The following is a 24,503-nucleotide window of genomic DNA, read 5'->3' on the forward strand; positions in this document are numbered from 1 at the left end:
GGGACATGGTACTCAGAGGTGGTACCGATGAGCGGTACTACCGGCCCCCGGACTCCTGGGCGCGGTGGTGGCGTGCCACCGCGTGGAAGGCCTCCTTCGGCGTCCATGCCGCAGGGTCGTCGGCGGGGGCCCGCACGAGGCCGAACCCCGCCATGTCCAGGTCGTGCTCCGGGTCCTCGCTGTGCGGGAACCCGGGCATGGCGAACGTGAACACGAAGGCCCCCTCCACGCCCCGGTCCTCGTACAGGTCGAGCAGTTCGGTGAGGTAGCGCGCCTGGACGCCCTCGTCGCGCACCGTGCCCCGGCGCAGGCGCGGCGGGTCGGCGAACCAGTTCACGGCGAAGAACGAGCCCGCGCCCCGGAGGCCGGCGCCCTCGTACGCGCCGCACCCGAACTCGGTGACGACGAACGGGCGCCCGGCCTCGTGCATGCGGGCGTCGAGGATCTCCGCGTAGGCGGCGTCGTCGGCGCCCGCCCGGTACAGGTTCGTCCCGGCGACGTCGAACACCGACCAGTCCACCCGCTCCCACCCCGCGGCGCCGTAGGTGAGGGGGCCGTGGAAGCGCTCGCGCGCCACCGCGGCGGTGGTCGCGAGCAGGGTGTGGAGCCTGCGGTTCACGCGACGGGAGAACAGCCTGAGCAGCCGGGGGCGCCTGATGATCTGGAGCCGGGAGAACTCGCCGGGCCCGGGGAGCAGCCCGCGGACGGTCAGCGAGAACTCGGTGCCGACCATCAGGGTGACCCGGCCCGGCCGGGCGGCGCGCAGCCCCTCGGCCATGTCCGCCACGGCGGCGAGGTGGGCGACCAGCTCGGCGGGCGTCCGGCCGTCGTGCCGGGGGCGCACCCACACGTCGAGGCCTGCGGCCAGGGCGGCCCCGGCCGCCGACTCCAGCTGTCCGACGTCGTCGCCGATCAGCATCACGGCCGTGCAGCGCAGGTCCTCCCGGACGGTGCGCATGTCGCGCTCGACCAGACCGGCCGGGAGGTGGTCGGTGTGGTACGAGACGCCTCTGATGTTCACCCGGCCATCCTCTCAGCCCCGGAGGGGGGAGAGGGGGCGCCGGCGCCCCCCTCAGGCCGCGGGCGGGCGGACCATGCAGTACGCCGAGGGGGCCCGCGGGTCGCTGACCACCCGCACCACCTGGAATCCGTACCGCTCGTAGTGGCCGAGGTTCGCGGGGTTCGTCGTGTCCAGGTGGACGGGGACGCCGTCCGCGTCGGCCCTCGCCAGGCCGGCGCGCAGCAGCTGGGAGCCCACGCCCGTCCCGCGGACCCCGGGGTCGGTGCCCAGCAGGGCCAGGTACCAGTGCGGCTCCTCGGGGACGGCCGCGCGCAGTTCACCCGTGTACCGCGCGATCTCGGGGATCCGGGAGAGGCCGACCAGGCGGGACCAGTGCGGCAGCGACCGCAGCGTCATCGCGAACCCCTCGGGGGCCGCGCCGGGCGGCGCCCACAGGGCCGCGCCCCGCATCACCGGGCCGCGCACGGAGTCCTCGCGGCACTCGGCCACCGTGGTGTAGCCGCTCGGGACGTAGCCGAACCCGGCCAGGAGCGCGCAGGCCCGCGCGGTCCGCACCATGCGCCTGTCCTCGGTCGGGAAGAACCAGCGGAAGAACGGGTCCTCGTGGAAGGCGCGCCCCAGGAGCCGGGCGACGGCGGGGACGTCGTTCATGTTCGCGGTGCGAAGGGTCCGCGCCGCGGCTGCCGTGGGGCTCACGGGGGTGCCTCTTCCCTCTCACGGGACTCCGGTCAACGCTCATGGTAGATCCCGCGAACATTCCGGGTGCTGCGTTTTCCGAGGAAGACCCCGACCGCCCCGCGGTCCCCTCCGGCCCCGCGGAGGCTCAGGAGGGGTCGCGGATCAGGTAGTAGTGGGTGCCCGCGTCCTGGCTCTCCACCTCGCGGGACACGCGGAAGCCGAACCGCTCGTAGAAGCCGACGGTCTTGTCGTCGAGGGTCTGGGTGAACACGGGGATCCCCTCGGAGTCCGCCCGGTCCAGGCCGTCGGAGAGGAGGCCGCCCGCCACACCGGTGCCGGAGACCACGGGATCCACGCCCAGGGTGGCCAGGTACAGGTGGGGTTCCTGGGGAGCGGCCAGCTTCCACTCCGCGAACACCCGCACGAACGCGGTGAGGCGCGCCCGGCCGATCAGCGGGCCCCAGTGGGGCCAGGTGCGCAGCGAGACCAGCTGCCCCTCGGGGTTGGCCTCGGGCGGCGCCCACAGGGCCGCTCCCCGCACCACCGGCGCGGACTCCGGGTCGTCCCTGGTCTCGGCGACCCGGGTGCCGCCGGCGGGGACGTAGCCGAACCCGGCGGTCAGGGCGAAGAAGCGCCGCGTCTTGGCGATGCGGAGTTCGTCGTCGGGGAACAGCCAGCGGAAGAACGGGTCCTCGTGGGCGGATCTGCTCAGGACCCGGGCGATGCCGGCGACGTCGTCCATGGTGGCGGGACGGGCTGCGGAGGTGACGGTCGGGCTCATGCGCACTGCTCTCTGGTAGGGGGCGGCCTCACGCACATGGTAGATCACGGAACCATCACGGCAGCGCCTCGGCGGGTGTGGCGCAGGCCTGTCCGGACACCGGCTGGTCGAAGACGTGGGCCCGCACCCAGGCGTGCATCGCGACCGCGGCCGCCGCGCCGGCGTTGATCGACCGCGTCGAACCGAACTGGGCGATCGACAGCACCGCCCGGCACACCTTCCGCACCTCCTCGGACAGCCCCGGACCCTCCTGCCCGAACACCAGGACGGCGTCCCTCGGCAGCGGGTAGGTCTCCAGCGGCACGGCTCCCGGCAGGTTGTCGATCCCGATCAGGGGGAGCCCGCGCTCCTCGGCCCACGCCACCAGGGCGTCCGTGTCGGGGTGGTGGTGGACGTGCTGGTAGCGGTCGGTGACCATCGCCCCCCGCTTGTTCCACCGGCGGCGGCCGACGATGTGGACCGCCGCGCACCCGAACGCGTTGGCGGTGCGCACGACCGAGCCGATGTTGAAGTCGTGCGACCAGTTCTCCACGGCGACGTGGAAGGGGTGGCGGACGGTGTCGAGGTCCGCGACGATCGCCTCGCGCCGCCAGTACCGGTAGTGGTCCACGACGTTGCGGCGGTCGCCCCCGGCCAGGAGGTCGGGGTCGTAGTGGTCGCCCTCGGGCCACGGTCCGGACCAGGGGCCCACACCGACCTCGCGTGCCTCGTCCTCGCCGTTGCCGTCGGGCGCGTCGGGCGCGACCGAGGAGGGGAGGGTGGCCTGGGGTGCGGGATGCTCGTTCATCCGTTCCAGCTTACGAACCCCCGGCGCCTCCTCGGCGGGGGCGCCGCCGGCCCCTCGGCCGCCGCTCCGGGGGCGATCACCCGGTCCGTGGCCGGATCAGGCCCTCAGCCGCCGCTCCGCGGGCCGCTCCGCCGGCTCCGTGCGACGAGGAGGGCCGCCGCGCGCCAGCCGAGCATGGCCGCGGCCAGGAACAGGGACGTGACGACGACGAAGCTGAACGGCGCCCCCTCGCCGGTCAGCAGGCGCAGCACCATCCCGCCCGCCACCGTCACGGCCCACACGAACAGGCCGACCGGCCAGATCCGGTCGGGGGCCCTCCAGCCCAGGGTGACCGCCCACCCCAGGACCGTCCCGGCCAGGAACGGCCAGGCCGTGCCCCAGATCCCCGCGAGGGCGGTCCCGGACTCGTGGTCGACCCTGCCGATCACGACGAAGGCGAGCACACAGACCAGGTCGGCCGCGAAGGCGAGCGGCGCCGCATACGAACGCATGCCACCAGGCTAACGGGACGGCCGGAACCGTTGCCGGTGGGGTGCGAGGGGCTCTGACCTGGACGGTCCCGTACCCGGAGCCGGTCCCGGAGCGAACCTCGCCACAGGGGCAGGAGCACCGGGAGGGGAGGGGCACGGGCTCTGTGCGCGCAGCGCCGGACGACGGCCGTCCCGCCGCGGTCGGGCGCGTTCACCGACCCTTCGCGGCCGGCGCCGGGTGCGGCCCGCACCGTGCGCGCCCGGGCCCCGGCACGCGTCCCGCCGGGGCCCGGGGCGCCCGCTACTCGCCCCGGAGGTTCTCCTTGAGGAACTCCACCTGGAGCAGCATCAGGTTCTCCGCGACGGTCGGGTCGGACGGGGAGTGCGTCACCCCCGACAGCGGCAGCACCGTGTGCGGGCGGCCCGCCGCCATCAGGGCCGACGACATCCTCTGGGTGTGCGCGAACGCCACGTTGTCGTCCGCAAGGCCGTGGATCATCATCAGGGGGCGCTCCAGCTTGGCCGCCTCCTCCAGGAGCGAGCTGCGCCCGTACGCCTCCGGGCGCTCCTGCGGGGTGCCCAGGTAGCGCTCGGTGTAGTGGGTGTCGTACAGCGCCCAGTCGATGACCGGCGCGCCCGCCACCGCCGCGTGGAACACGTCCGGGCGGCGCAGCACCGCGAGCGCGGCGAGGAACCCGCCGAACGACCAGCCGTGGATGCCCACGCGCGCGGTGTCCAGGAAGGGGAAGCGGGCCGCCGCGTCCCGCAGGGCCGCCACCTGGTCGTCCAGGACCGGCGCCGCCAGGTCGAGGTGGACGCTCTGCTCCCACTCCACCCCGATCCCCGGGGTGCCGCGGCCGTCCGCGATGAGCACCGCGAAGCCCTGCTCCGCGTACCACTGGGCGGTCAGGTAGGCCCCGCGCGCGTTGAGGACCCGCTGGGCGTGCGGTCCCCCGTAGGGGGCCATCAGCACGGGGAGCGGACGGAGGTCCTCGCGGTACCAGGACGGCAGGACGAGCGCGGTCGGGATCCGCCGCTCGCCGGCGCGCCAGAACTCCACCCTCGGCTCGGGGAGCTCCGGCGCCTCGGCGAGGCTGGGGATCTCGGAGTACGCCCGCCGCGTCTCGGTGTCGGCGTTGCGCACGACCACGGTGCGCACCCCGGCGAAGTCCATCGACCGGTGCTGGACGACGAGGGTGCCGCCGCGCAGCCGCCCGGAGCGCAGGCCGCTGTGCGCCCCCGAGTCGGCGGACCGGGAGCAGCCGTGCCCGGGGACCTCCACCGGCGCCGACAGGCCGGTGGCCAGGTCCACCAGCCACAGGGAGACGTCGCCGGGGCTCCCCGCGGGCGAGCCCGTGTAGAGGACGCGGTCGCCGTCCACGTCGACGACCCCGCGCACGTACACGTCGGCGGGGCTGACGGGCGCGCCGCCGACGTACACGCGCCGCTCACCGGGCCCCTCGGGCCCCTCGGGCCCGCGGGCGATCCACACCAGGTCCCCGGAGGCGGTGTGGGCGGGCACGCCCGGCATCAGCTCGACCCACACGCCGTCGGTGTCGGTGCGCACCTCGGCGACCAGGCCGGTGGCCGGGTCGGCGCTGAGGAGGGTGAGCGAGCGCTGGCCGCGGTCCTGCGCGGTGAGGACGACGGTGGGGGTGCCGTCGGGACCGGTGGTCCAACCGACCGTCGACAGGTAGGGGAAGGCCTCCCGGTCCCACTCCACCCAGGTGGGGGAGGGGCGGCCGTCCCGCCGGTACGCCCCCGCCGAACCGACCGGGAACACGGCCAGGCGCACGTCCGCGTTGACGCCCCCCGCCGGCGGGTAGCGCAGCGCCGTCGGCTCCTGCTCGGGGCGGCCGGGGTCGGAGACGTACCAGGTGTTCACCGCGGACTCGTCCACGCGGGCGACGGCCAGCGAGGAACCGTCCGGAGCCCACCAGAAGCCCCGGTAGCGGCCCATCTCCTCGGCGGCGACCAGCTCGGCCAGACCCCAGGTGACGTGGTCGCCGTCGGGCTCGGCGACCACCCTGTCGCCGTGGTCGGACTCGGCCGCGGCGACGTCGATGACGCGCACGGCCCCGCCGCTGACGTAGGCGACGCGGTCGCCCGCCGGGCTGATCCGCGGGTCCACGACAGGGGTGGCCGCGGGCAGCTCGCGGGGCGCGCCGCCGTCGCCGACCAGGTCGACGTAGAACAGCCGCCCGGACAGGGTGAAGACCGCCCTCGTGAAGGCGTCGTCCACCGAGTAGGACACGATGCCGCCGCCGCTCTCGCGGAGGCGCTCACGGCGGGCCCGCTCCTCCGGGGGGAGGTTCTCGTCGTCGGCGCCCAGGGCCTTGGGGTCGGCGACCACCGACTCGGTCCCGGCCTCCGTCTCGTGCACCCACAGGCACGTGCCCGTGTCTACTCCGTCGCGCCCCCGGAGGAAGGCGACGCGTTGTCCGTCCGGCGAGATCTGGAACGCGCGCGGAACACCGATCGTGAAGCGTTGGGTACGGGCCTGTTGGCGAGGAAAACTCATAGGGGGATTGTGTCCCATGCCGCGCCCGGGCGGGGGCGCGTCCCCTCCCCACCGGCCACGACGCGCGGGGGTCCGCGCCGGGCGGCTTCCCGGGGGCCGCACCCGCCCCTCGCGCCGCGGGAGGCGCGCTCCGGCTTCCGCACCCGCGCCCCGTCGCACCGGGCGGGGTTCCGGACCCCGGTCGGACACGGGTGTGTGAAGGTCACGCCATGTCGTGATGCGACCGGTATCGTTCGCTATGTGACTGACAGGCGACTGATGATGGTGCACGCGCACCCCGACGACGAGAGCATCGTCACGGGTGCGACGCTGGCGAAGTACGCGGCCGAGGGGGCCGGCGTCACCCTGGTGACCTGTACCCTCGGTGAGGAGGGCGAGGTCATCCCCGACGACCTCGCGCACCTGGCCGCCGACCGCGACGACACCCTGGGCAGCCACCGGATCGGCGAGCTGGAGAAGGCCTGCGTCGCCCTGGGCGTGCGCGACCACCGGTTCCTCGGCGGCGCCGGCCGCTACAGGGACTCGGGCATGGCGGGCGGCCCCGCCAACGACCACCCGAAGGCGTTCGCGGGGGCCGACCCGGAGGCCGCCGCGACGATGCTCGCGGAGGTCATCCGCGAGGTCAGGCCGCACGTACTGGTCAGCTACGACGAGTACGGCGGCTACGGGCACCCGGACCACGTCCAGGCGCACAGGATCACCCGGCGCGCGTGCGCCCGGGCCGGTGAGCGCTCCATGGCGGGCACGCCCTGGCAGGTCGGCAAGCTCTACGCGATCGCCCAGCCGGTGTCCGTGATCGAGGCGTCGATCGCGCGGCTCAACGAGGAGGCGGGCCCGTTCACCCCGCCCGCCCGGGTGTCCGACATCGCGCGCGGCACCCCGGACGAGCTGGTGACCACGCGCGTCGACGCGGGGGCGCACTGGGCGGCGAAGGCGATGGCCATGCGGGCGCACGCCACGCAGATCACCGTGGACGGCGAGCGGTTCGCCCTGTCGAACGGCATCGCGCAGGAGATCGACGCCGTCGAGTACTTCACACTGCTGCTGGGGCCGGCGCCGCGCGTCCGGCCGGGCGAGTACGAGACGGACCTGTTCTCGGGGCTGTGATCCCGGGCGGTCCGGGCGACCGTCTACCCTCGTCTGCTGTGAGCACACCTGAGTCCACCGGGGCCGGAGAGCGGAGACCGCCCCGGACGTCCCTGTCGTCGCTGCTGACCGCGGCCACCTTCGCGGTCCTGCTGCTGCTCGGCGCCCTCCTGGGCCTGCTGTCCACGACCGGCGCCGGCTGGCTCACCCGCTACTGGGACGCGGGCCGGCCCGCGACCCTGCTGTCGGTGGCGGGGCTGGTGGCCTTCCTGGCGCTCCTGTACGGGGCGGGCCGCCTGTGCGCGTGGGGGACCCGGGGCCCGTCCGGGGCGGTGGCCTTCGCGGCGGGATTCCTGGCGGTGCTGATCGCCCTGGTCAGCTACCTCCCCGGTGGTGACGCCGTCCTCAGGAACCACCTCATGCACAACGCGTACCTGTTCGGGACGATGCTGGTCCTGGCGCTCTCCGTGGTCCGCAGCGGGATCTTCGCCCCCCCGCCCCCGCAGACGCGCTCCCCCGCGGCCGCGCACCCGCCGAACGGGGGCTGACCCCGGCGTCGGGCCGTACACGGGGAGAGGACCCCGGGGCCATCCCCGGGGTCCTCTCCGCGTGTACGGGCTCAGGCCCAGAACTGCAGCAGGAGCTCCCCGTAGAAGGCGATCCCGGGGAACACCGGGTTGGGCAGGACCAGGTCGAACAGGCCGTACACCAGGTTCACCACGACCTCCCTGACCCCGGGGAACCACAGGACGGCGAACACCGCCACGGAGCCGAACAGGGCGTTGCGGCGGGCGGCGGGGACCCACGGCGCGCGGTGCGCCGCCGCGGCCAGCACCTCGAAGCCGTCCAGGCCCGGGACGGGCAGCAGGTTGACGAGGGCGGCGGTCAGGTTCGCGAAGGACAGCAGCGCCATCGCGGCGATCGCCCAGTTGGTGGTGTCGTTGCCGGGGGGGACCAGGACGGTCACGACGGCGGCGAGGACCGCGGACAGCAGGAGGCTGGCCAGCGGGCCGGCGAGCGCCACCGCGGCGCGCCGGCCGCGCGACGGGATGCGGTCCCAGTCGACGTAGGAGGGCGGCCCGGTCATGCCGAAGGCCCCCAGGCCCAGGTAGAGCGAGGGCAGCACGAGCCCGGCGAAGGCCTGCTCGTAGGCGAACGGGTTGAGCCTCAGGTAGGCGCTCCCGCGCAGCGAGCGGTCCCCGGCCAGGTAGGCCGCGAGCGCGTGCGCGAACTCGTGGACGGCCGAGGAGACGATCCACCCCAGCAGGATGAGCAGGGGCGGGATCAGCGGGGTGACGCTCGCGCCCTCGGCGGCCCAGTCGAGTTCGACCGCGCGCCAGGAGAGCCAGCCGGCGAACCCCGTGAGCCCCAGCAGCAGGACGAACACCGGGCTGGGCAGGAAGTCGAGCCGGCTCGGGGCCGGGGCGCCCTCCGCGGGCGCTCCGTCGTCCCCGGGGGAGTCCTCCGCGTCCGCGGTGTCCCCGCCGGGTCCGGGAGCCCCTGCGCCCCCCTCCCCGGAGGACGCCGGTTCGTCGTCGTCCCCGTCCAGGTCGGGGCGGTTGAGGGCGCCCTCGGGCATCCTGTCCCACGGGTCGACGCCGGGCGCCTCGTCCGCGCCCCGGTCGGGTCCGGGCGCGTCGGTCGTCTCCGCCTTCTGGGGCGGTTCGGGCGTGGGCATGGTGCTCCTGCTGGTCGCGGGTGGGTCGCGCTCCAGATTAGGCCCTGGGCGGGACCCGTGCGCAGCGGGTGCGGCCCAGGGAGGGCCGGGCGGCGCGGGGGCCTACACGACCGCCCGGGGGGCCACCGCCGACTGGTGCAGGCACGCGACCGCGAAGGCGCGGCCGGGCGCCGTCAGCTCCCGGTGCCCGGCGCCGTCGTCCTCGCCGAGCAGGCCGAGGGTCTCCAGCAGCCAGCACACCGCCATCACCAGCGCCCGCACCCGGTCCGAGGCGGCCTCGGCGGTCCGCCGGTGCGAGGCGGCGTGCCGGCCCGACGCGAGCGGCGGCTCCGGCGGCACCCAGCCCGACTCGGTCAGCGTCCTCTCGGCCGCCTCCACGTCCGACTCGCGCCGGCGCTCGTGCGAACCGCCGCCCTGCGGGGAGCGGGACAGCAGCATGCCCAGGAGCGTCTCCGCCGCCGCCTGCTCCAGCCCGCCGGTTCGGCACAGGGTCTCGGTGGAGGCCCGCCACAGCGCCTCGGGGTCCTCGCGCAGCTGCCTCCCGCGCCGGGTCAGGACGAGCCGGCGCCCCGAGCGGCGCACGGCGCGCATGCCCCGCAGCGCCTGGTGCAGGGCGATCAGCTGGGTCGCGTCCGTCTCGCTGCGCGGGGGTTCGGGGGTGGTCCGCCAACCGAAGTCCGCGCACATCTGGCGGACCACGCCCGGCGAGATGTAGCCGATCTGGGTGAGGGAGATGCCGTCGGCGGCGAGGTCCAGCAGCCGTTGCAGCGGCGCCATCGACCGGTCCGCCGCGCGCGGCACGTTCGCGCCGGCGATGATCTGCCCGACGAGCGGCCACAGCCGCTGCCGGTGCGGGTGCGCCGACGAGCCGAGCCACGCGCGGACCCGCTCCTCCCGCACCAGGTCCAGGTGGCTCAGTCCCCGCCGTCCCGGGCGGGTCAGGAAGGAGCGCGTGAACTGCTCCTGGGCCGGACGCCAGCCGCGCTTCCCCGGCCTGACGTCGCCGAGGGAGATGGCCAGCTCCAGGGCGGCCGAGGTCTCGTCGCGGGCGCGGATCTCCGCGTCGCCGACCGCGGTGCCCCACGTGAGCTCGGGGAGGTCCGGGGGCTCGACCCCGGACTCCCACATGAGCCGCTCGTACATGGCCAGCCCCGCCGCGTGGTCCTCGGAGTAGACGGCGAGCAGGGAGGAGGTCTCCTGCGCCGAGCAGATCTGCGCGTACCGGTAGAGCTGGAGGAGGGAGAAGAGGCTGCCGAGGGAGCGCACGGCGAACAGCTGCTCGTCGGCGGAGTCCTGGAAGCGGACCGGGAGCTCGAACCAGCAGAACCGCTGGACGGCGTGCTGGTTGAGCCTCTCGAGCTCCTGGTCCGGCGCCAGGGCGTCCAACGCCGCCCGTGCCGTCTCGGCGGCCCGCTCGTCCCGTCGGGCCAGCTCGGCGAGGGCGGACGCTACTGCTTCGCGCATGACGGGCGCTCACCACCTCCCCGCGTACCCGCGCCCGTCCGCGCGGTGTTCCGCGGGGGGCGCGTCGCTTCGTTCGTCTGTCCCCGGGAGGGCCGGGCCGGGACCCGCTCCGGGACTGTGCGTCTCCTACCCCGCACGGGGCGAAGAATGCCTGTGTCCAGGCACGTGTGGACGCCGCGCCCGGCGCCGGGACCGTCCGGCCCGCGACGGGGCTCAGGCCGTCCCCGGGGAAGGACCGCCGCGGCGGCGCGGCGGCACCGGCGGAACGACGCGGCTGGCGGCGACGGCCGACTCCTCGACCTCCACCGCGGAGCCGTCGCGCCGGCGCACGGTGATGACGCCGCCGTCCCAGGACTCCACGACCCCGACGATATCGGTGAACCCGCCCCCGGGGAGGGCCGTGCGCACGGATACCCGGCGGCCCACGTCCTCCGGGGTTATCCGGTGGACGAGACGTCCTCCCATGTGCATCGAACGAGCCCCCCGATTGTGCGCCGGTTGTTCTTCGCCGCCATACTAGGAGGACGACATCTGTGCCATTTGCTTGCAGAGCCCGGGAGCAGGGCATAGGCGCCCGCACGCCGAACCCGGTCCGGGGTTCTCAAGGTCCCCGCCTCCCCCGTGGAAAGCGGGGGTGAGACAAGGAGTACGACGTGACCTACGTCATCGCGCAGCCCTGTGTTGATGTGCTGGACAAGGCGTGCATTGACGAGTGCCCCGTGGACTGCATCTACGAGGGCGACCGCATGCTCTACATCCACCCGGACGAGTGCGTCGACTGCGGTGCGTGCGAGCCGGTCTGCCCGGTCGAGGCCATCTACTACGAGGACGACCTGCCCGAGCAGTGGTCCGACTTCTACAAGGCCAACGTCGACTTCTTCGACGACCTGGGCTCCCCGGGCGGCGCCTCGAAGGTCGGCAAGATCGACCGGGACCACCCGCTCGTCGCGAAGCTGCCCCCGCAGGCCGAGTAGCCGCGCAGTCCGCGTTCCGGCCCGACAGGGGCCGAGCCGCCACCGCACCCCCCTGGCGCAGAGGGTGCGCGGGCGTGGGTCACCCGCGCGGTGACGTGTCGCGCCGACCCCCTCCGGCGGGTCGGCGCGATTGCTGTGCGAACCGAAACCGATGGATGGAGTGTGCACCGATGGCCGAGCGGCGACCCGTGGCGGACCGGCTCCCGACCTTCCCGTGGGACCGGCTGGCGCCGTACAAGCGCACGGCCGCGGCGCACCCCGGCGGCATCGTGGACCTGTCCGTCGGCACGCCGGTCGACCCGGTCCCGGCCTCCCTCCGCAAGGCCCTGTCCGACGCCTCGGACTCGCCCGGATACCCGCTGACCTGGGGAACGCCCGAGCTGCGGGCCTCCGTTCAAGGCTGGCTGTCGCGCCGCCACGGCGTGGACGTCGCCGAGGGCGCGGTGCTGCCCACCGTCGGCTCGAAGGAGCTCGTCGCGTGGCTGCCGACCCTCCTCGGCCTCGGGGCGGGCGACACGGTCGTGCACCCCGCACTGGCCTACCCGACCTACGACGTCGGCGCCCGGATCGCCGGTGCGACCCCGGTCGCCTCCGACGGCCTGACGGCGCTGGGCCCGGCCCCGGCGGGGCTGGTGTGGGTGAACTCGCCCAGCAACCCGACCGGGCGCGTCCTGGGCGTCCCGCACCTGCGCAAGGTCGTGGAGTGGGCCCGCGAGCGCGGGGCCGTGGTGGCCTCCGACGAGTGCTACCTGGACCTCGGCTGGGACGGCGCCGAACCGGTGTCGATCCTGCACCCGGACGTGTCGGGCGGGTCGCACGACAACCTGCTCGCGGTGCACTCGCTCTCCAAGCGCTCCAACCTGGCCGGCTACCGGGCGGCCTTCGTCGCCGGGGACCCCGCCCTGGTCGGAGAGCTGCTGGCGGTGCGCAAGCACGCCGGGATGATCGTCCCCGCGCCCGTCCAGGCGGCGATGCGGGCGGCCCTGGACGACGACGCCCACGCCGCCGAGCAGAAGGAGCGGTACCGGGCCCGCCGGGCCCGGCTCCGCGCGGCCCTGGAGGGGGCGGGCTGGCGGATCGAGCACTCCGACGCCGGACTGTACCTCTGGGCGAGCCACCCCCGCCACGACGCCTGGGGCGCGGTCGCGCACCTGGCCGAGCGCGGCGTCCTGGTCGCCCCCGGCGACTTCTACGGCGCCGCGGGGGCGGGACACGTGCGGGTGGCGTTCACCGCCACCGACGAGCGCGTCGGGGCCGCCGTCGAGCGGCTGGCGGAGTAGCGGGGCGGTCCCGGGAAACGGCCCGCCGGGCCGGTCCCCGGGACCGCCGCGGACGCACAGGGCCCCGGCGCGACGCGCGCCGGGGCCCTGTGCGTCACCGCGCGGCGGTCAACCCAGGACCACGCGCCCCCGGGTGTCCTCCCCGGCCGCCGTCCACGCCTCGGCGCCGTCCAGGCCGTCCGACGCACGCCACAGCCGGTCACCGTAGGCGACGGAGGTCAGCCCGTACTCCTCGGCGTGCGCGACCGACCACAGGGCCATGGCCCAGCCGAGGTCGCCGGTCCTCATCTGCTCGTCCGCGTTCAGGGGGAGCTCCGCCGGGTCCACGCCGAAGACCCTCGCCATCTCCTCCTGGGCGCCCGCCGTGTCCGCGTCGCCCGCCCGGAGGGCGTCCAGGCCCTCGGCGTCGTACCAGCAGGTCAGGCTCGATCCGAGCTCTCCGGTGGTCACCTCGGCCATCCGCGCCGACAGGCCCTCGTGCTGGTCGTAGGCGTAGCCGTCCGCGCTGCGCTGGACCGCCTGGGCGGCCTCGAACACCGGGATCTCCGACCAGTTGTTCACCTCCACCAGCTCGTCGTAGAACGCGCGGGTGGAGAAGACCGGGTCGAGGATCTCCTCCGGCTCGCCCCACTCCTGGGACGGCCGCTGCTGGAACAGGCCGAGGGAGTCCCTGTCGCCGTACTCCAGGTTGTAGAACGCCGACTCCTGCCACACCGTCGCGAACGCCACGGTCACGGCCTCGGGCGGCAGGTCGCGGCTGAACGCCACCCCGCCCACCGTGGTCGCGCTCACCGCCTGGGCGATCTCCATCTCGTACTTGCCGTCGGACAGCTGCAGACGGCAGCCCGGATCGGGGGCCTCGACCACGGTCTCGACCGGCTCGAACGTGGTCAGCACGTAGTACGCGCCCGCGACGAGGAGGCCGCACACGAGGAAGAGGGACAACAGGATCTTGACGAAGGCGGAGAGCCTCCGGCGCTTACTGGGCACAGGCGAACCAAGGGTCGGGAGCAGGTGGGGTGCACCACACGGAGAGGAACGTCACCCGTGCCGCGCGGGGCCCGCAGCGAGCCCAGGCCGCATTGTAGTCCGCGCCGGACGGCGCGTCGGGCGGATCCCCGGAGGCGGCCGGCACACACGGGCGGGGGGTACCCCCGCACCTTTCGCGAACCACTAACGTGTGTGCACATGACCAGCTCGTACTCCAGCCCGCTGCCCGACCAGATCGACGAACTCTGGGAGAAGCGCTCCGAACTCACGCCGTCCCACGCCGAGGCGCGCGAGACCATCACCGGCGCCATCGACCTGATCGACGAGGGCAAGGCCCGTGTGGCCTTCGTCGACCCGGCGACCGACGACGTCGTGGTCGACGAGCGCGCCAAGCGTTCCATCCTCCTCGGCTTCAAGGTCCTGGACATGAAGGAGTCGCAGGTCGGCGACTTCCGCCACCACGACCGCATGCCCCTGAAGACCCGCTTCGACGGCGTCCGCGTCGTCGCGGGGGCGATCGCCCGCTGGGGCTCCTACCTCGCCCCCGGCGTCGTCCTCATGCCGTCCTTCACCAACATCGGCGCCTACGTCGGTTCCGGCACCATGGTCGACACCTGGGCCACGGTCGGCTCCTGCGCCCAGGTGGGCCGGAACGTCCACCTGTCCGGCGGCGTCGGCGTCGGCGGCGTCCTGGAGCCGCCGCAGGCCTCCCCGGTCGTCATCGAGGACGACGCGTTCCTCGGCTCCCGCAGCATGGTCGTCGAGGGCGCCCGCGTGCGCACCGGCGCCAAGCTCGGCGCGGGCACCATCCTGACCTCCTCCACGCGCGTGTTCGACGCCGAGACCGGCGAGGAGCTCGAGCGCGGCGAGGCCCCGGCCTGGTCGGTGTGCGTGACCGCGAACCGGACCAAGAGCTTCCCGGGCGGCGACTTCGGCATGCCGGTCCTGCTGGTGCTCAAGCGCCTTCAGGAGGGCGAGGAGCACGACAAGCTCGCCCTGAACGACCTCCTGCGGGAGCACGGCGTCAACGCCTGACGCGCGTCCGCCGGACAGGCGGCACGCCGTCCGCGTCCGGCAGGGGCGCCCTCCGAAGGCGGGGGGCGCCCCTCGCGCGTTCCGGGACCGCCCCGCGGTCTCGTACCCGTGCGGGGCCGGACGGGGCGGCCGCCGAGCTCCACGGCCGGCCCCGTCGGGCCCATGGGCGGACCGCCCCGGCCGAGGCCCCCGACGAGCGCCTCGCCGCCGCCACGTGGCCCCGGGGCGTCGGGACCGGCTGCCAGTACGAGATCATCCAGGTCAGAACCCCGCATATCCCACCGGCAACGGTTCCGTCCGGCCCACTAGGGTGGCCGTACGCGCGACCCGCCCGCGCACCCGCCGGGCGGATCGCGCGGCACGACGGCGGAGCACAGCTCGGAAACGGGGCGACACCATGCTGGACCTGACCTCTGACGTGGCGGACCTGACCGCCGCACTCGTGGACATCCGTTCCGAGAGCGGCGACGAGGGGAGCCTCGCCGACGCGGTCGAAGAGGCGCTGAAGGCCCTCCCGCACCTCGCCGTCACCCGCGACGGCGACGCCGTGGTCGCCCGCACCGGGCTGGGCCGCCCGCGCCGCGTGGTCGTCGCCGGGCACATCGACACCGTCCCGATCGTGGACAACGTCCCCTCCCGCGTCGAGGGCGGACGCCTCTACGGGTGCGGCACCACCGACATGAAGGCCGGGGTCGCCGTCCAGCTCAAGCTGGCCGCCCTGGTCGCCGAACCCGTGCACGACGTCACCTACGTCTTCTACGACAACGAGGAGGTCGACGCGTCCCGCAACGGCCTCCTCCGGCTCACCCGCAACCACCCGGAGTGGCTGGCCGGGGACTTCGCGATCCTGATGGAGCCCACGGACGGGGTGATCGAGGGCGGCTGCCAGGGGACCATGCGGGTGGAGGTCGTGGCCCGGGGCAGGCGCGCGCACAGCGCCCGCTCGTGGATGGGCGAGAACGCGATTCACGGAGCCGGGGCCGTCCTCGACGTGCTGCGCGCCTACACCCCCCGCGAGCCGGAGGTGGAGGGGCTGCGCTTCCACGAGGGCCTCAACGCCGTGTTCATCGAGGGCGGGGTCGCCGGCAACGTCATCCCCGACGAGTGCGTGGTGAAGGTCAACTACCGGTTCGCCCCGGACCTGTCCGTCGCGGACGCGGAGGCCCACCTGCGCGAGGTGTTCGACGGCTTCGAGGTGCGCGTGGTGGACGCGGCGGCGCCCGCGCGCCCGGGGCTGGACGACCCCTCGGCGGCGGCGTTCGTCGCCTCGGTGGGGGAGGGGGAGGCCCGCGCCAAGCTCGGGTGGACCGACGTCTCGCGCTTCTCGGAACTGGGGGTGCCCGCCGTCAACTACGGCCCCGGCGACCCCGTGCTCGCGCACACGAGGGACGAGTACGCGGAGATCGCGCGGATCCGCGAGGCCGAGGAGCGCATGGTCGCCTGGCTGACCGGGGCCCGATGACCACCGCGGGCCCGGCCCGGACCTCCCGGGACGAACCTGCCGCTCGTGGCCACCGCCGGGTCACGTGTGGTTCAGGTGTGAGCCGTTCCCACGCGGATAGCTTTACGACATGACCGAAGACGAGAACGTAAGGCGGGCCGGCCCCCTCACCTACCGGGGCAGCTCGATTCCCAGCACCACCACCGACCAGCGGCTCCTCGACCGGCGCGGCCCCTCGGACTGGGTGCACACCGACCCGTGGCGGGTCCTGCGCATCCAGTCGGAGTTCGTGGAGGGCTTCGGGCTCCTGTCCGAGCTGCCCTCGGCGGTGAGCGTGTTCGGCTCGGCCAGGATCAAGCCCGGGACCCGCTACTACGACCTGGGCGTCGAGGTGGGCGCCAGGCTCGCGGAGGCGGGCTACGCCACGATCACCGGCGGCGGCCCCGGCATGATGGAGGCCGCGAACAAGGGCGCCCAGGAGGCCGGCGGGCTCTCGGTGGGGCTCGGCATCGAGCTGCCCTTCGAGCAGTCCCTCAACTCCCACATCGACATGGGGATGACCTTCCGGTACTTCTTCGTCCGCAAGACGATGTTCGTGAAGTACTCGCAGGCCTTCGTCGTGCTGCCCGGGGGCTTCGGCACCCTCGACGAGCTGTTCGAGGCGGCCACCCTCGTGCAGACCAAGAAGGTCACCCGGTTCCCGGTGATCCTGGTCGGCCGCGACTTCTGGGGCGGGCTGGAGGAGTGGGTCCGCACCAGCCTCCTGGAGAACGAGCTGATCAAGCCGCAGGACATGGAGCTGGTCCAGATCGTCGACGACCCCCTGGAGGTCGTCGACATCATCCGCAAGTCCCACCTGCACATCGCGCGGGAGCAGGAGGAGCTGGCGCGGTCCGAGGCGGGGCCCGAGCAGTAGGGGCCGGGCACGCGCGCCCGGCGCCGCCCGCCGGGGCGGGGGCGGGCGGGCCCCGGGGTGCGGGCCGTCCCCACGCGGAGCCGCCTCCGGCCGCCCGTCCGCCGGCCTCCCCAGGGGGTCCGGTGTGTGGCACGATCGGGTCCGTGCCTGTTCTCATCATGATCCTGGTTGCCGCGGCCGCGCTGGCCGTGCTCGTCGGCGTGGTCTACGTCGTGCTCGGCAAGGGCGGTCAGCTCGCCCGGTTCGAGGCCGACTACCCCCCGCTCCCCCTGCCGGACGACCGCGCCGTCAGGGCGCGCGACCTCGGCCGCGTGATGCTCCCCCTCGCCCTGTGGGGCTACCACGTCCGCGCCGTGGACGAGCTGCTGCTGCGGCTCACCACCACCCTGCGCGAGAGGGAGGAGCGGATCGAGGACCTGGAGTGGCGCCTGTCGCGGCTCGACCCCTCCTACGTCCCGGAGGGGACCGGGCCGCTCCCCGGGGCGCACCTGCCCGGGGACGCCTACGCGCCCGGCGCGGTGCCCGGGGACGCCTACGCGCCCGGCGCGGTGCCCGGGGACGCCTACGCGCCCGGCGCGGTGCGGGGGGCCGGCTCCGAGGGGCCGGACGAGCACGACGGGCCCGACGGGGACGGGGACGCCGAGCGGGGCCCCGCGGGGCCCGGGGACGCCGCCCGGGGCGAGGCCGCGGACGACGCGTCGGAGGACGCCTCGGACGACGCCGCGGTCGGCGGGAACCAGCGCTGAGCGGACCCGGCGGCGGGGGCCGGGGAGTCCGGTCCGCCCGCTCCGGCGTGTGCGGCCGCCCGCGGAATCGCGGCGCGCGTCCACCCGGTCCGACCTGCCGATCCGTCGCCCGCTATGCCGTGCATCACAGCCTCGGCGCCGTTCTGTGGCGGATCCGGCGGGTTGGCGTGCTCTATTCTCGGTCGCTGTACTCGATACCCCCGTTCCGCCGGAGCGGGTGCAGCGTTGTTGAGGATGGCGAGGATGGACACAGCAGCCGAACTCGAGTCGGGAGCCGGGGACAGGCGCGACGCGCCCGCCTCCTCGGTGACCCCGGCCCACCCCGTGCAACAGCTGTCCCTGTGGCCGCCGCCCAGGTCGACCCGGCACAGCGGGAAGCGCCGCCGCCAGATCACCCTTCTGGCCGCGGCCGCCGCGGCCGTCCTGCTCGTCGGCGGCGGAGCCGCGGCGTGGGCCGTGCTCGCGGAGCCGGGCGAGGAGGAGAGCGGTCCGACCGTTCCCGCCGAGGCGTTCGTCGGTGCGTGGTCCGGTGAGATGAGCCAGGTCGACACCGACGGCGAGCACGTGGCCGACTGGCACGCGGAGGTCCGGATCGAGGAGGGCGCCGAGCGCGGCAGCACCGCCTGGACGACCTTCTCCTGCTCGGGGACCCTGGTCCTGTCGGCCGGCGACAACGACCGCCGCGTCTACGCCTACACCGAGACCGCCGACCCCGAGGACCGGTGCGTCGACGAGGCCGAGCTGACCGTGTGGTCGGCGGCCGACGGCGGCGGGCTGAGGGCGGAGTGGTCCTCCATCACCCGCGAGGGGACCCGGATGATCTCGACGGGCGACCTCGGCTGACCCCGCGCGGGACCGGCCCCAGGTCGGGGGCGTCCCGCAGGGGCGCGTCCGCACGGTGGGCCGGGACGGCGGGGCTCTCCGCGCCCCGGATACTCCCCGAGTTTCGGTCAGGACCGATATAACCTTACTGACCGAAGATTCCTCGTGGGCGTGTGCTCGGGGCGGCGGCCCCGCTGTCGCCTGGCGCACACGGAGGGGTGAACCTCCGAGATAATGGTCGAAGAGTGATTCACGCCCCTTAAGCCACACGGGCATGAGTCACCCGGAACCGGCATGCGGCTCCGGAGCCGAGACCGGTCACGCGGATCGGCGCCGGTGCTGTGGGTCGGCCCCGGTCACCCGCGAGGAACACTAGAAAGGGGAATGGCATGGCGGCGATGAAGCCGAGGACCAGCGACGGGCCGATGGAGGTCACCAAGGAGGGTCGCGGCATCATCATGCGGGTCCCGCTGGAGGGCGGCGGACGCCTGGTTGTCGAGCTGACTCCAGACGAGGCGTCCGAGCTCCGGGACGCGCTCAAGGGTGTCGTCGGCTAGTTCGGCAGTGAACCGTCCCCCACCCCGGGCCGGAAAGCCCTGACGACCCCCGAGGTTGTACACCTCCCAAGTGAACGATTGTGAGCGGCCTGTGCCTTTCGCCACGGAGATCCACCCCGTACCGGGGAAGCTCGTCGATTCCACCGCGGACCTGCTGGTCCTCCCCCTGATTCCGGGAGACAGCGGACCCGAGGCGGTCGAGGGGGTCGCCGAGAGCGGCCTGACACAGGTCCTACCGGCATCGCTCACCGATCTGTTCGCGCACTACTCGCTCACCGGGAAACCCGGAGAGCTGGCCCACTTCCCGGTGCCCCGGGACCAGGGCCTGGTCCGCCTGGCGCTTCTGGGGGTCGGCTCGGGTTCGCCCGACGACCTCCGGAAGGCCGGCGCGGCCCTGGCCCGGGCCGCCCGCGGGAACGAGCGCGTGGCCCTCGCCTGGCCCGGCTCCGGCGCGGAGGCCGCCACCGCCTTCGCCGAGGGCGTGCTCCTGGCCTCCTACACCTTCAGCCTCAAGACCTCGGAGGTCCCGGACGACCGGCGCCCGGCGGCCTCGGTCGAGGTCGCCGCCGGCGACGGCGACGACGGATCCCTGGCCGGCGCACTGGAGCGGGGCACGGCCCTGGCCGCGGCCACCGCCCTGGCCCGCGACCTCATCAACACCCCCTCCCTGACCAAGGACCCCGAGTGGATGGCGGCCCGCGCGCGCGACGTGGCCGCGGACAAGGGCCTCCAGGTGCGGGTGTGGGACGAGAAGGACCTGGAGAACGACGGGTTCGGGGCGATCCTCGGCGTGGGACAGGGCTCCTCGCGCCCGCCGCGCCTGGTCCAGCTCTCCTACACGCCCGATAACCCCGCCGCGCACGTCGTCCTGGTGGGCAAGGGCATCACGTTCGACACCGGCGGGCTCTCCCTCAAGCCCAACGACAACATGTCGCTGATGAAGACCGACATGAGCGGCTCCGCGATCGTCCTCGCCGTGCTGTCGGCCCTGGCGGCCGTGGGCGCCGCCGTCCGCGTGACGGGCCTGCTGGCCCTGGCGGAGAACGCCTTCTCCGGCGACTCCACCCGGATCGGCGACGTGCTCACCACCTACACCGGGACGACCGTCGAGGTGCTCAACTCCGACGCCGAGGGCCGCCTGGTCCTCGCCGACGCCATGGGCTACGCCGTCGGCGAGCTCGCCCCGGACGTCCTGGTGGACGTCGCGACGCTGACCGGCGCGGCCAAGGTGGCGCTCGGCACCGGCACGGGCGCGCTGTACAGCAACGACGAGGAGCTCGCCGCCCAGCTGGAGGAGGCGGGCCGCGACTCCGGCGAACCCCTGTGGCGGATGCCGCTCACGGAGGAGTACGTGCCGACCACGAAGTCGCGGGTGGCGGACCTGGCCAACATCGGCACCCGCGGACGCGACTTCGGTCCCGCGGGCGCCACCGACGCGGCCCTGTTCCTGCGCGAGTTCGCCGGGGACGTCCCGTGGGCGCACCTGGACATCGCGGGGCCCGGCAGGTCCATGAAGGAGAGCGGACTGCTCAGCAAGGGCGGCACGGCGTTCACGACCCGCACCCTGCTGCGCTGGCTCGCCGACCGCTGAGCGGCGCCGGACGGCGGCCGGGCCGCCGCGGGGGAGGGGGAGCCCCCTCCCCCTCCGGTCGCTCCGCGGCTACAGGATGGCGGCCAGGAGTCCCTCGCCCACGGGCATGAACAGCGGGATGGACGCCTCCTCCGCGCGCAGCCGGCCGATCACCTCCCGGACGGCGGTCTCCCGGGGGTCCGGCACGCGCAGCGGTCCGTCCGGCTCGGAGGAACCCGCCATGGCGCCGTTGAACACCACCATCCCGCCCGGACGCAGCAGGCGCCGAGCCTCCTCCAGGTACAGGGGGTAGGACACGGTGTCGGCGTCCACGAGGACCAGGTCGTACCCGCCGTCCGTCAGCCTCGGCAGCACGTCCAGGGCGGCCCCGCGGATCAGCCTCGCCCGTCCCGCGCCGAACCCCGCCCTCGCGAACGCGGACCGCGCGTACTCCTGGTACTCGGCGTTCGTGTCGACCGTGGTGAGGATGCCGTCCGGCGTCATGCCGCGCAGCAGCCAGATCCCCGAGGAGCCGCACCCCGTCCCGATCTCGACCACGGACCGGGCGCTGATGGAGGCGGCCAGGAAGCGCAGCGCGCCCCCCGTGGCGGCGTCCACGGGCGGGGCCGTCGACCGCAGGCCCGCGTCGTACGCGTCGGCGAGCGGCTCGTCCTCCATGGCGTCCCGCTCGAAGCGGGCCTGCTCGGTGCGGACCCAGGTGAGCCGGGCCGCTGTCTCCTCCGGACCGGTGATGACGGCCTCCCGCTGCGGTGGTCACATACGTGTCGTGGGCCCGACCGGGAAGCCGTCACCCACCGTGGAATGATGGTCCGACCAGGTCCGGCGCCTGGCAGAAGACTAGCCTGATCCGGACCGAACTCCGAGCGTGGCGGCGGGAACTTAATCCACGCCTCCCGGCGTTGAATCGGGATGAACGTACGTTGATCGCCACGAAGCAAACTCCCCCCGACCAGCCAGTCGGCGAATCGACGGGATGAAGGGAGCAGCGGTGCCAGAGACCGGCCCTGCCGTGGAATTCGAGGCATGGGAACCCCCGAGCTGGGACGAGGTCGTCCGGACCCACTCGCCGCGCGTCTACCGGCTCGCCTACCGGCTGACCGGCAACAAGCACGACGCGGAGGACCTCACGCAGGAGGTCTTCATCAGGGTGTTCCGCTCCCTGGCCAACTACACCCCCGGCACCTTCGAGGGGTGGCTGCACCGCATCACCACCAACCTCTTCCTGGACATGGCCCGCCGCAAGGCCCGTATCCGCTTCGAGGGCCTGGCCGACAACGCGGACGAGCGGCTGGAGGGGCGTGAGCCCTCCCCGGCCCAGCGCTACGACGACCGGCACTTCGACGCCGACATCCAGTCCGCGCTGGACGCGCTGCCCGCGGAGTTCCGCGCCCCCGTCGTCCTGTGCGACATCGAGGGGCTCTCCTACGAGGAGATCGCGGCGACGCTCGACGTCAAGCTCGGCACCGTCCGCAGCCGTATCCACCGGGGCCGCGCCCAGCTGCGGCGGGCCCTGGAGCACCGGAGGTCCCTGGCCGCCGAGCAGCACGGGGTGAGCAGCGGCGGCAACGTCAGCAACGGGGAGGCGGAGTGAGCAAGGACCACCTCGGAGAGCGGCTCTCCGCGCTCGTCGACGGCGAACTGGGCCCCGTCGAACACGAGAGCGCCCTCATCCACCTGGCCAAGTGCGAGTCGTGCCGGTTCGAGGCCGACATGACGCGCCGCCTGAAGCGCCGCCTCACCGGCCTGCGCGAGCCGGAGCCCGACCTGGACTTCATGGGGCGGCTCACGAGCCTGTCCCGCGACCCCGGCCCCGGGGGCCGGGGCCCCTCCGAGCCGCCGCCCGGGGGCGCGGGCTTCGGGTTCCGTCCGCCGCTGGGGTCCTCGCGCCCCCTCGGCGGCTTCCCCGGAGGGGGCGCTCCGGCCGTGGAGACCGCGGCGGAGACCGGGCCGGCCCGGACGGGGCCCGCCCGCCCCGAGCGGCCGGCCCGCCCCGCCAGGCGCCGCGGCGGGGACCGCTTCTCCCACCTGCTCCCGGACTTCCCGGGAGGGCGCTACGCGGTCGCGGGCTTCGCGGTCGCCACCGCGCTCCTGGGCACCGCGTTCGTCGCGGGCGGAGACGCGCAGGACACGCCCGTGGTGGAGCCCCGCCTGTCCGACTACGCCGTCGAGCACGCGGTGACCAGCCGTCAGATACCCGTCGTGGACTCCCGCCCGACGGAGGTCCGTCCCGTGGGGACCGAGACCCCGCCCGGGTACGGCTCCACCGAAACGACGCGGTGAGCGCGGGGGGACCCTCCTCCGCCACGTCCGGTCCGGCCACGCTCGTCGCCGTCCTGGCGCTGTGCGTGGTCCTGCTGACCGGGGCCGCGTGCCCCGATGCGCACCAGGTCCCCGCCGAGGGGGCCGACGACGGCATGTCCGTGCTGCGCCGGGCCGCGGTGGCGGGGAAGGAGACGGCCTACTCGGCGGTGCGCGAGGTGACCGGGGCGGAGGGGGAGGCGCCGTCCCAGGTGCACGTGGTGCACCGGCCGGGCGCCGGCCTCGCGCTCGCTCCCGTGGGGGACGAGGAGGCCGCGTTCGTGGTGCGGGCGTCCTCGGCCCTGGAGTCGCTGGACGAGCGCCTGCTGCACATGCTGGAGGACACCTACGAGGTGACCGACGCGGGCACCGCCGACCTGGACGGCCGGGAGGTCCGGGTGGTGGAGGCCGGACGCGCCGACGGCACCGTCGCCGGGCGGTTCTGGGTCGACACCGGGACCGGGCTGCTCGTCGGGAGCACGGTCTACGAGGTGTCGGGGGAGCCCGCGCTCAGCGTCCGCCTGACCGGCCTCGCGCCGGGGGAGGGCGACTGGCCCGAGGGGGCCGTCGGCGGAACCCCCTGGGGCGACGCCCTGACCGGGGAGGAGCGCGACGGTCTGCGGGAGGACGGGTGGACGCTCCCCGAGCACCTCCACTGGAACCTCAGGCTGGTCGACGCGCGCTCCACCGAGCACGCGGGCCGCCGCGTCGTGCACGCGATCTATTCGGACGGGTTGTCGCAGGTGTCGGTTTTCGTCCAGCGTGGGAAGCTGGACACGAAACACACCGCTTCACTCCGTGACGGATACGCCGGAACCGATATGGGGGGAAGCGGCGTCACAACACAACACGACACGGTCTTCGGCGGAGACGTGGGCCAGTACCAGAGCATGTGGCAGGCGGGCGGCTTCGTCTACACGGTGCTGGCCGACGCCCCCGCCGGGATCGCCTCGTCCGCTGTGACCGCGCTGCCGGGACCCGAGAGTTCCGGCTTCTGGGCCAGAGTGCATCGGGGCATGTCCCGGTTGGGGTTCCTCTAGGGTCGCCCTCCGACCGAGGCGGACCCGCCGGGCGGCGGGAGGCCCGCACCGGTCGGGGCGCACGCGGCGGGGCCCGCCGGGTCGCGTGTCGACCGCGAGCCAAGCGACAGAGCGACCCACGGAGCAGGTCTTGACTGAGGAGAACGGCCGTTCGGACCACGGGGCAGGGCCCTCCCGGTCGACCCCGCCGGACGGCGCGCCGCCCCCCGGGGACGGGCCGCCAGGCGCGGCGCCCCCGCCCGGCCGGCCCCCCGCGGAACACCGGCGGCACCCCCGGTGGGCCGTCCCCGGCCCCCCGGCCCACGAAGGCCCGGCCCCCGTCACCGC

25 protein-coding genes are annotated in these 24,503 nt (G+C 74.5%); 14 read left to right on the forward strand and 11 right to left on the reverse strand.

The window, feature by feature from the left end; translation table 11 throughout:
- Positions 1 to 37: 37 nt before the first annotated feature.
- The 6 genes from ACQPYD_RS04335 to ACQPYD_RS04360 form a co-directional block, all read right to left on the reverse strand.
- Complete coding sequence (locus tag ACQPYD_RS04335; RefSeq protein WP_433699876.1) at positions 38 to 1,021, reverse strand: hypothetical protein; 984 nt, start codon at positions 1,019 to 1,021, stop codon at positions 38 to 40.
- A gap of 51 nt (positions 1,022 to 1,072) precedes the next feature.
- Positions 1,073 to 1,717 (reverse strand): GNAT family N-acetyltransferase, encoded by a 645-nt coding sequence (locus ACQPYD_RS04340; RefSeq protein WP_433699877.1) that lies wholly within the window; start codon positions 1,715 to 1,717, stop codon positions 1,073 to 1,075.
- 127 nt (positions 1,718 to 1,844) lie between these two features.
- Complete coding sequence (locus tag ACQPYD_RS04345) at positions 1,845 to 2,480, reverse strand: GNAT family N-acetyltransferase (protein WP_267948172.1); 636 nt, start codon at positions 2,478 to 2,480, stop codon at positions 1,845 to 1,847.
- 55 nt (positions 2,481 to 2,535) lie between these two features.
- Positions 2,536 to 3,267 (reverse strand): TrmH family RNA methyltransferase, encoded by a 732-nt coding sequence (locus ACQPYD_RS04350; protein ID WP_433699878.1) that lies wholly within the window; start codon positions 3,265 to 3,267, stop codon positions 2,536 to 2,538.
- A 104-nt stretch (positions 3,268 to 3,371) separates the two neighbouring features.
- Complete coding sequence (locus ACQPYD_RS04355; RefSeq protein ID WP_433699879.1) at positions 3,372 to 3,758, reverse strand: DUF3054 domain-containing protein; 387 nt, start codon at positions 3,756 to 3,758, stop codon at positions 3,372 to 3,374.
- A 280-nt stretch (positions 3,759 to 4,038) separates the two neighbouring features.
- A complete protein-coding gene (locus ACQPYD_RS04360; RefSeq protein ID WP_433699881.1) occupies positions 4,039 to 6,258 on the reverse strand; it encodes a prolyl oligopeptidase family serine peptidase in 2,220 nt (739 codons plus the stop codon).
- 240 nt (positions 6,259 to 6,498) lie between these two features.
- Here ACQPYD_RS04360 and mshB point away from each other — a divergent pair, with 240 nt between their 5' ends.
- On the forward strand, positions 6,499 to 7,365 hold the full coding sequence (gene mshB / locus ACQPYD_RS04365; RefSeq protein WP_433699882.1) for an N-acetyl-1-D-myo-inositol-2-amino-2-deoxy-alpha-D-glucopyranoside deacetylase: 867 nt from the start codon (positions 6,499 to 6,501) through the stop codon (positions 7,363 to 7,365).
- Between the two features lie 38 nt (positions 7,366 to 7,403).
- Positions 7,404 to 7,892 carry a hypothetical protein gene (locus ACQPYD_RS04370; RefSeq protein ID WP_433699883.1) on the forward strand — a complete coding sequence of 163 codons (489 nt, stop codon included), beginning with the start codon at positions 7,404 to 7,406 and terminating at the stop codon, positions 7,890 to 7,892.
- Positions 7,893 to 7,963: 71 nt separating this feature from the next.
- On the opposite strand, the gene ACQPYD_RS04375 is transcribed toward ACQPYD_RS04370, so the two are convergent.
- The 3 genes from ACQPYD_RS04375 to ACQPYD_RS04385 all read right to left on the reverse strand — a co-directional run bounded on the left by ACQPYD_RS04375 (position 7,964) and on the right by ACQPYD_RS04385 (position 10,957).
- The gene (locus ACQPYD_RS04375; protein ID WP_433699884.1) at positions 7,964 to 9,022 is read right to left on the reverse strand and encodes a site-2 protease family protein; all 1,059 of its coding nucleotides are present in this window, start codon (positions 9,020 to 9,022) and stop codon (positions 7,964 to 7,966) included.
- A gap of 102 nt (positions 9,023 to 9,124) precedes the next feature.
- Positions 9,125 to 10,486: a hypothetical protein gene (locus tag ACQPYD_RS04380; RefSeq protein WP_433699885.1), complete on the reverse strand. Its 1,362-nt coding sequence runs from the start codon at positions 10,484 to 10,486 to the stop codon at positions 9,125 to 9,127.
- A 213-nt stretch (positions 10,487 to 10,699) separates the two neighbouring features.
- Entirely contained in the window at positions 10,700 to 10,957 is a 258-nt protein-coding gene (locus tag ACQPYD_RS04385; RefSeq protein ID WP_433699886.1) for a hypothetical protein, read from the reverse strand.
- A gap of 182 nt (positions 10,958 to 11,139) precedes the next feature.
- Here ACQPYD_RS04385 and fdxA point away from each other — a divergent pair, with 182 nt between their 5' ends.
- Positions 11,140 to 11,460: a ferredoxin gene (fdxA, locus tag ACQPYD_RS04390; RefSeq protein WP_013154907.1), complete on the forward strand. Its 321-nt coding sequence runs from the start codon at positions 11,140 to 11,142 to the stop codon at positions 11,458 to 11,460.
- Between the two features lie 170 nt (positions 11,461 to 11,630).
- Positions 11,631 to 12,740: a succinyldiaminopimelate transaminase gene (dapC, locus tag ACQPYD_RS04395; protein WP_433699887.1), complete on the forward strand. Its 1,110-nt coding sequence runs from the start codon at positions 11,631 to 11,633 to the stop codon at positions 12,738 to 12,740.
- Positions 12,741 to 12,848: 108 nt separating this feature from the next.
- Here the strand turns inward: dapC and ACQPYD_RS04400 are convergent, their stop codons facing one another.
- Entirely contained in the window at positions 12,849 to 13,730 is an 882-nt protein-coding gene (locus ACQPYD_RS04400; RefSeq protein ID WP_433699888.1) for a hypothetical protein, read from the reverse strand.
- Between the two features lie 198 nt (positions 13,731 to 13,928).
- Here ACQPYD_RS04400 and ACQPYD_RS04405 point away from each other — a divergent pair, with 198 nt between their 5' ends.
- From ACQPYD_RS04405 to ACQPYD_RS04435, 7 genes are all read left to right on the forward strand, one after another.
- The gene (locus tag ACQPYD_RS04405) at positions 13,929 to 14,765 is read left to right on the forward strand and encodes a 2,3,4,5-tetrahydropyridine-2,6-dicarboxylate N-succinyltransferase (RefSeq protein WP_433699889.1); all 837 of its coding nucleotides are present in this window, start codon (positions 13,929 to 13,931) and stop codon (positions 14,763 to 14,765) included.
- 397 nt (positions 14,766 to 15,162) lie between these two features.
- Entirely contained in the window at positions 15,163 to 16,227 is a 1,065-nt protein-coding gene (gene dapE, locus ACQPYD_RS04410) for a succinyl-diaminopimelate desuccinylase (RefSeq protein WP_330159672.1), read from the forward strand.
- Positions 16,228 to 16,336: 109 nt separating this feature from the next.
- Positions 16,337 to 17,122, forward strand: a complete 786-nt coding sequence (locus tag ACQPYD_RS04415; RefSeq protein WP_267948187.1) for a TIGR00730 family Rossman fold protein — start codon at positions 16,337 to 16,339, stop codon at positions 17,120 to 17,122.
- Between the two features lie 143 nt (positions 17,123 to 17,265).
- On the forward strand, positions 17,266 to 17,868 hold the full coding sequence (locus ACQPYD_RS04420) for a hypothetical protein (RefSeq protein WP_433699890.1): 603 nt from the start codon (positions 17,266 to 17,268) through the stop codon (positions 17,866 to 17,868).
- Between the two features lie 243 nt (positions 17,869 to 18,111).
- Positions 18,112 to 18,711 carry a hypothetical protein gene (locus ACQPYD_RS04425; RefSeq protein WP_344182218.1) on the forward strand — a complete coding sequence of 200 codons (600 nt, stop codon included), beginning with the start codon at positions 18,112 to 18,114 and terminating at the stop codon, positions 18,709 to 18,711.
- A 368-nt stretch (positions 18,712 to 19,079) separates the two neighbouring features.
- Entirely contained in the window at positions 19,080 to 19,247 is a 168-nt protein-coding gene (locus ACQPYD_RS04430; RefSeq protein WP_267948190.1) for a DUF3117 domain-containing protein, read from the forward strand.
- 91 nt (positions 19,248 to 19,338) lie between these two features.
- Positions 19,339 to 20,838: a leucyl aminopeptidase gene (locus ACQPYD_RS04435; RefSeq protein ID WP_433699891.1), complete on the forward strand. Its 1,500-nt coding sequence runs from the start codon at positions 19,339 to 19,341 to the stop codon at positions 20,836 to 20,838.
- Positions 20,839 to 20,907: 69 nt separating this feature from the next.
- Here the strand turns inward: ACQPYD_RS04435 and ACQPYD_RS04440 are convergent, their stop codons facing one another.
- Complete coding sequence (locus ACQPYD_RS04440; RefSeq protein WP_267950251.1) at positions 20,908 to 21,495, reverse strand: O-methyltransferase; 588 nt, start codon at positions 21,493 to 21,495, stop codon at positions 20,908 to 20,910.
- A 316-nt stretch (positions 21,496 to 21,811) separates the two neighbouring features.
- Between ACQPYD_RS04440 and sigE the strand changes: the two genes are divergently transcribed.
- The 3 genes from sigE to ACQPYD_RS04455 are packed head-to-tail and all read left to right on the forward strand — an operon-like array spanning position 21,812 to position 24,176.
- A complete protein-coding gene (gene sigE / locus ACQPYD_RS04445) occupies positions 21,812 to 22,429 on the forward strand; it encodes an RNA polymerase sigma factor SigE (RefSeq protein WP_330159666.1) in 618 nt (205 codons plus the stop codon).
- Positions 22,426 to 23,118: an anti-sigma factor family protein gene (locus ACQPYD_RS04450; RefSeq protein ID WP_433699892.1), complete on the forward strand. Its 693-nt coding sequence runs from the start codon at positions 22,426 to 22,428 to the stop codon at positions 23,116 to 23,118. The genes sigE and ACQPYD_RS04450 overlap by 4 nt, the downstream gene beginning before the upstream one ends.
- Positions 23,115 to 24,176: a transcriptional regulator gene (locus ACQPYD_RS04455; protein WP_433699893.1), complete on the forward strand. Its 1,062-nt coding sequence runs from the start codon at positions 23,115 to 23,117 to the stop codon at positions 24,174 to 24,176. Before ACQPYD_RS04450 ends, ACQPYD_RS04455 begins: the two co-directional genes overlap by 4 nt.
- Positions 24,177 to 24,503 lie beyond the last annotated feature (327 nt).

Origin of the sequence: Nocardiopsis sp. CA-288880 (assembly GCF_050955985.1) — a bacterium.
Classification (GTDB): domain Bacteria; phylum Actinomycetota; class Actinomycetes; order Streptosporangiales; family Streptosporangiaceae; genus Nocardiopsis; species Nocardiopsis tropica.

Bases quoted from the DNA above. Each gene is read 5' to 3' on its own strand.
- ACQPYD_RS04345 (WP_267948172.1), bottom strand. From the start codon at position 2,480: ATGAGCCCGACCGTCACCTCCGCAGCCCGTCCCGCCACCATGGACGAC.
- ACQPYD_RS04350 (WP_433699878.1), bottom strand. From the start codon at position 3,267: ATGAACGAGCATCCCGCACCCCAGGCCACCCTCCCCTCCTCGGTCGCG.
- ACQPYD_RS04355 (WP_433699879.1), bottom strand. From the start codon at position 3,758: ATGCGTTCGTATGCGGCGCCGCTCGCCTTCGCGGCCGACCTGGTCTGT.
- ACQPYD_RS04360 (WP_433699881.1), bottom strand. From the start codon at position 6,258: ATGAGTTTTCCTCGCCAACAGGCCCGTACCCAACGCTTCACGATCGGT.
- ACQPYD_RS04375 (WP_433699884.1), bottom strand. From the start codon at position 9,022: ATGCCCACGCCCGAACCGCCCCAGAAGGCGGAGACGACCGACGCGCCC.
- ACQPYD_RS04380 (WP_433699885.1), bottom strand. From the start codon at position 10,486: ATGCGCGAAGCAGTAGCGTCCGCCCTCGCCGAGCTGGCCCGACGGGAC.
- ACQPYD_RS04385 (WP_433699886.1), bottom strand. From the start codon at position 10,957: ATGCACATGGGAGGACGTCTCGTCCACCGGATAACCCCGGAGGACGTG.
- dapC (WP_433699887.1), top strand. From the start codon at position 11,631: ATGGCCGAGCGGCGACCCGTGGCGGACCGGCTCCCGACCTTCCCGTGG.
- ACQPYD_RS04405 (WP_433699889.1), top strand. From the start codon at position 13,929: ATGACCAGCTCGTACTCCAGCCCGCTGCCCGACCAGATCGACGAACTC.
- dapE (WP_330159672.1), top strand. From the start codon at position 15,163: ATGCTGGACCTGACCTCTGACGTGGCGGACCTGACCGCCGCACTCGTG.
- ACQPYD_RS04415 (WP_267948187.1), top strand. From the start codon at position 16,337: ATGACCGAAGACGAGAACGTAAGGCGGGCCGGCCCCCTCACCTACCGG.
- ACQPYD_RS04425 (WP_344182218.1), top strand. From the start codon at position 18,112: ATGGACACAGCAGCCGAACTCGAGTCGGGAGCCGGGGACAGGCGCGAC.
- ACQPYD_RS04430 (WP_267948190.1), top strand. From the start codon at position 19,080: ATGGCGGCGATGAAGCCGAGGACCAGCGACGGGCCGATGGAGGTCACC.
- ACQPYD_RS04440 (WP_267950251.1), bottom strand. From the start codon at position 21,495: ATGGAGGACGAGCCGCTCGCCGACGCGTACGACGCGGGCCTGCGGTCG.
- sigE (WP_330159666.1), top strand. From the start codon at position 21,812: ATGAAGGGAGCAGCGGTGCCAGAGACCGGCCCTGCCGTGGAATTCGAG.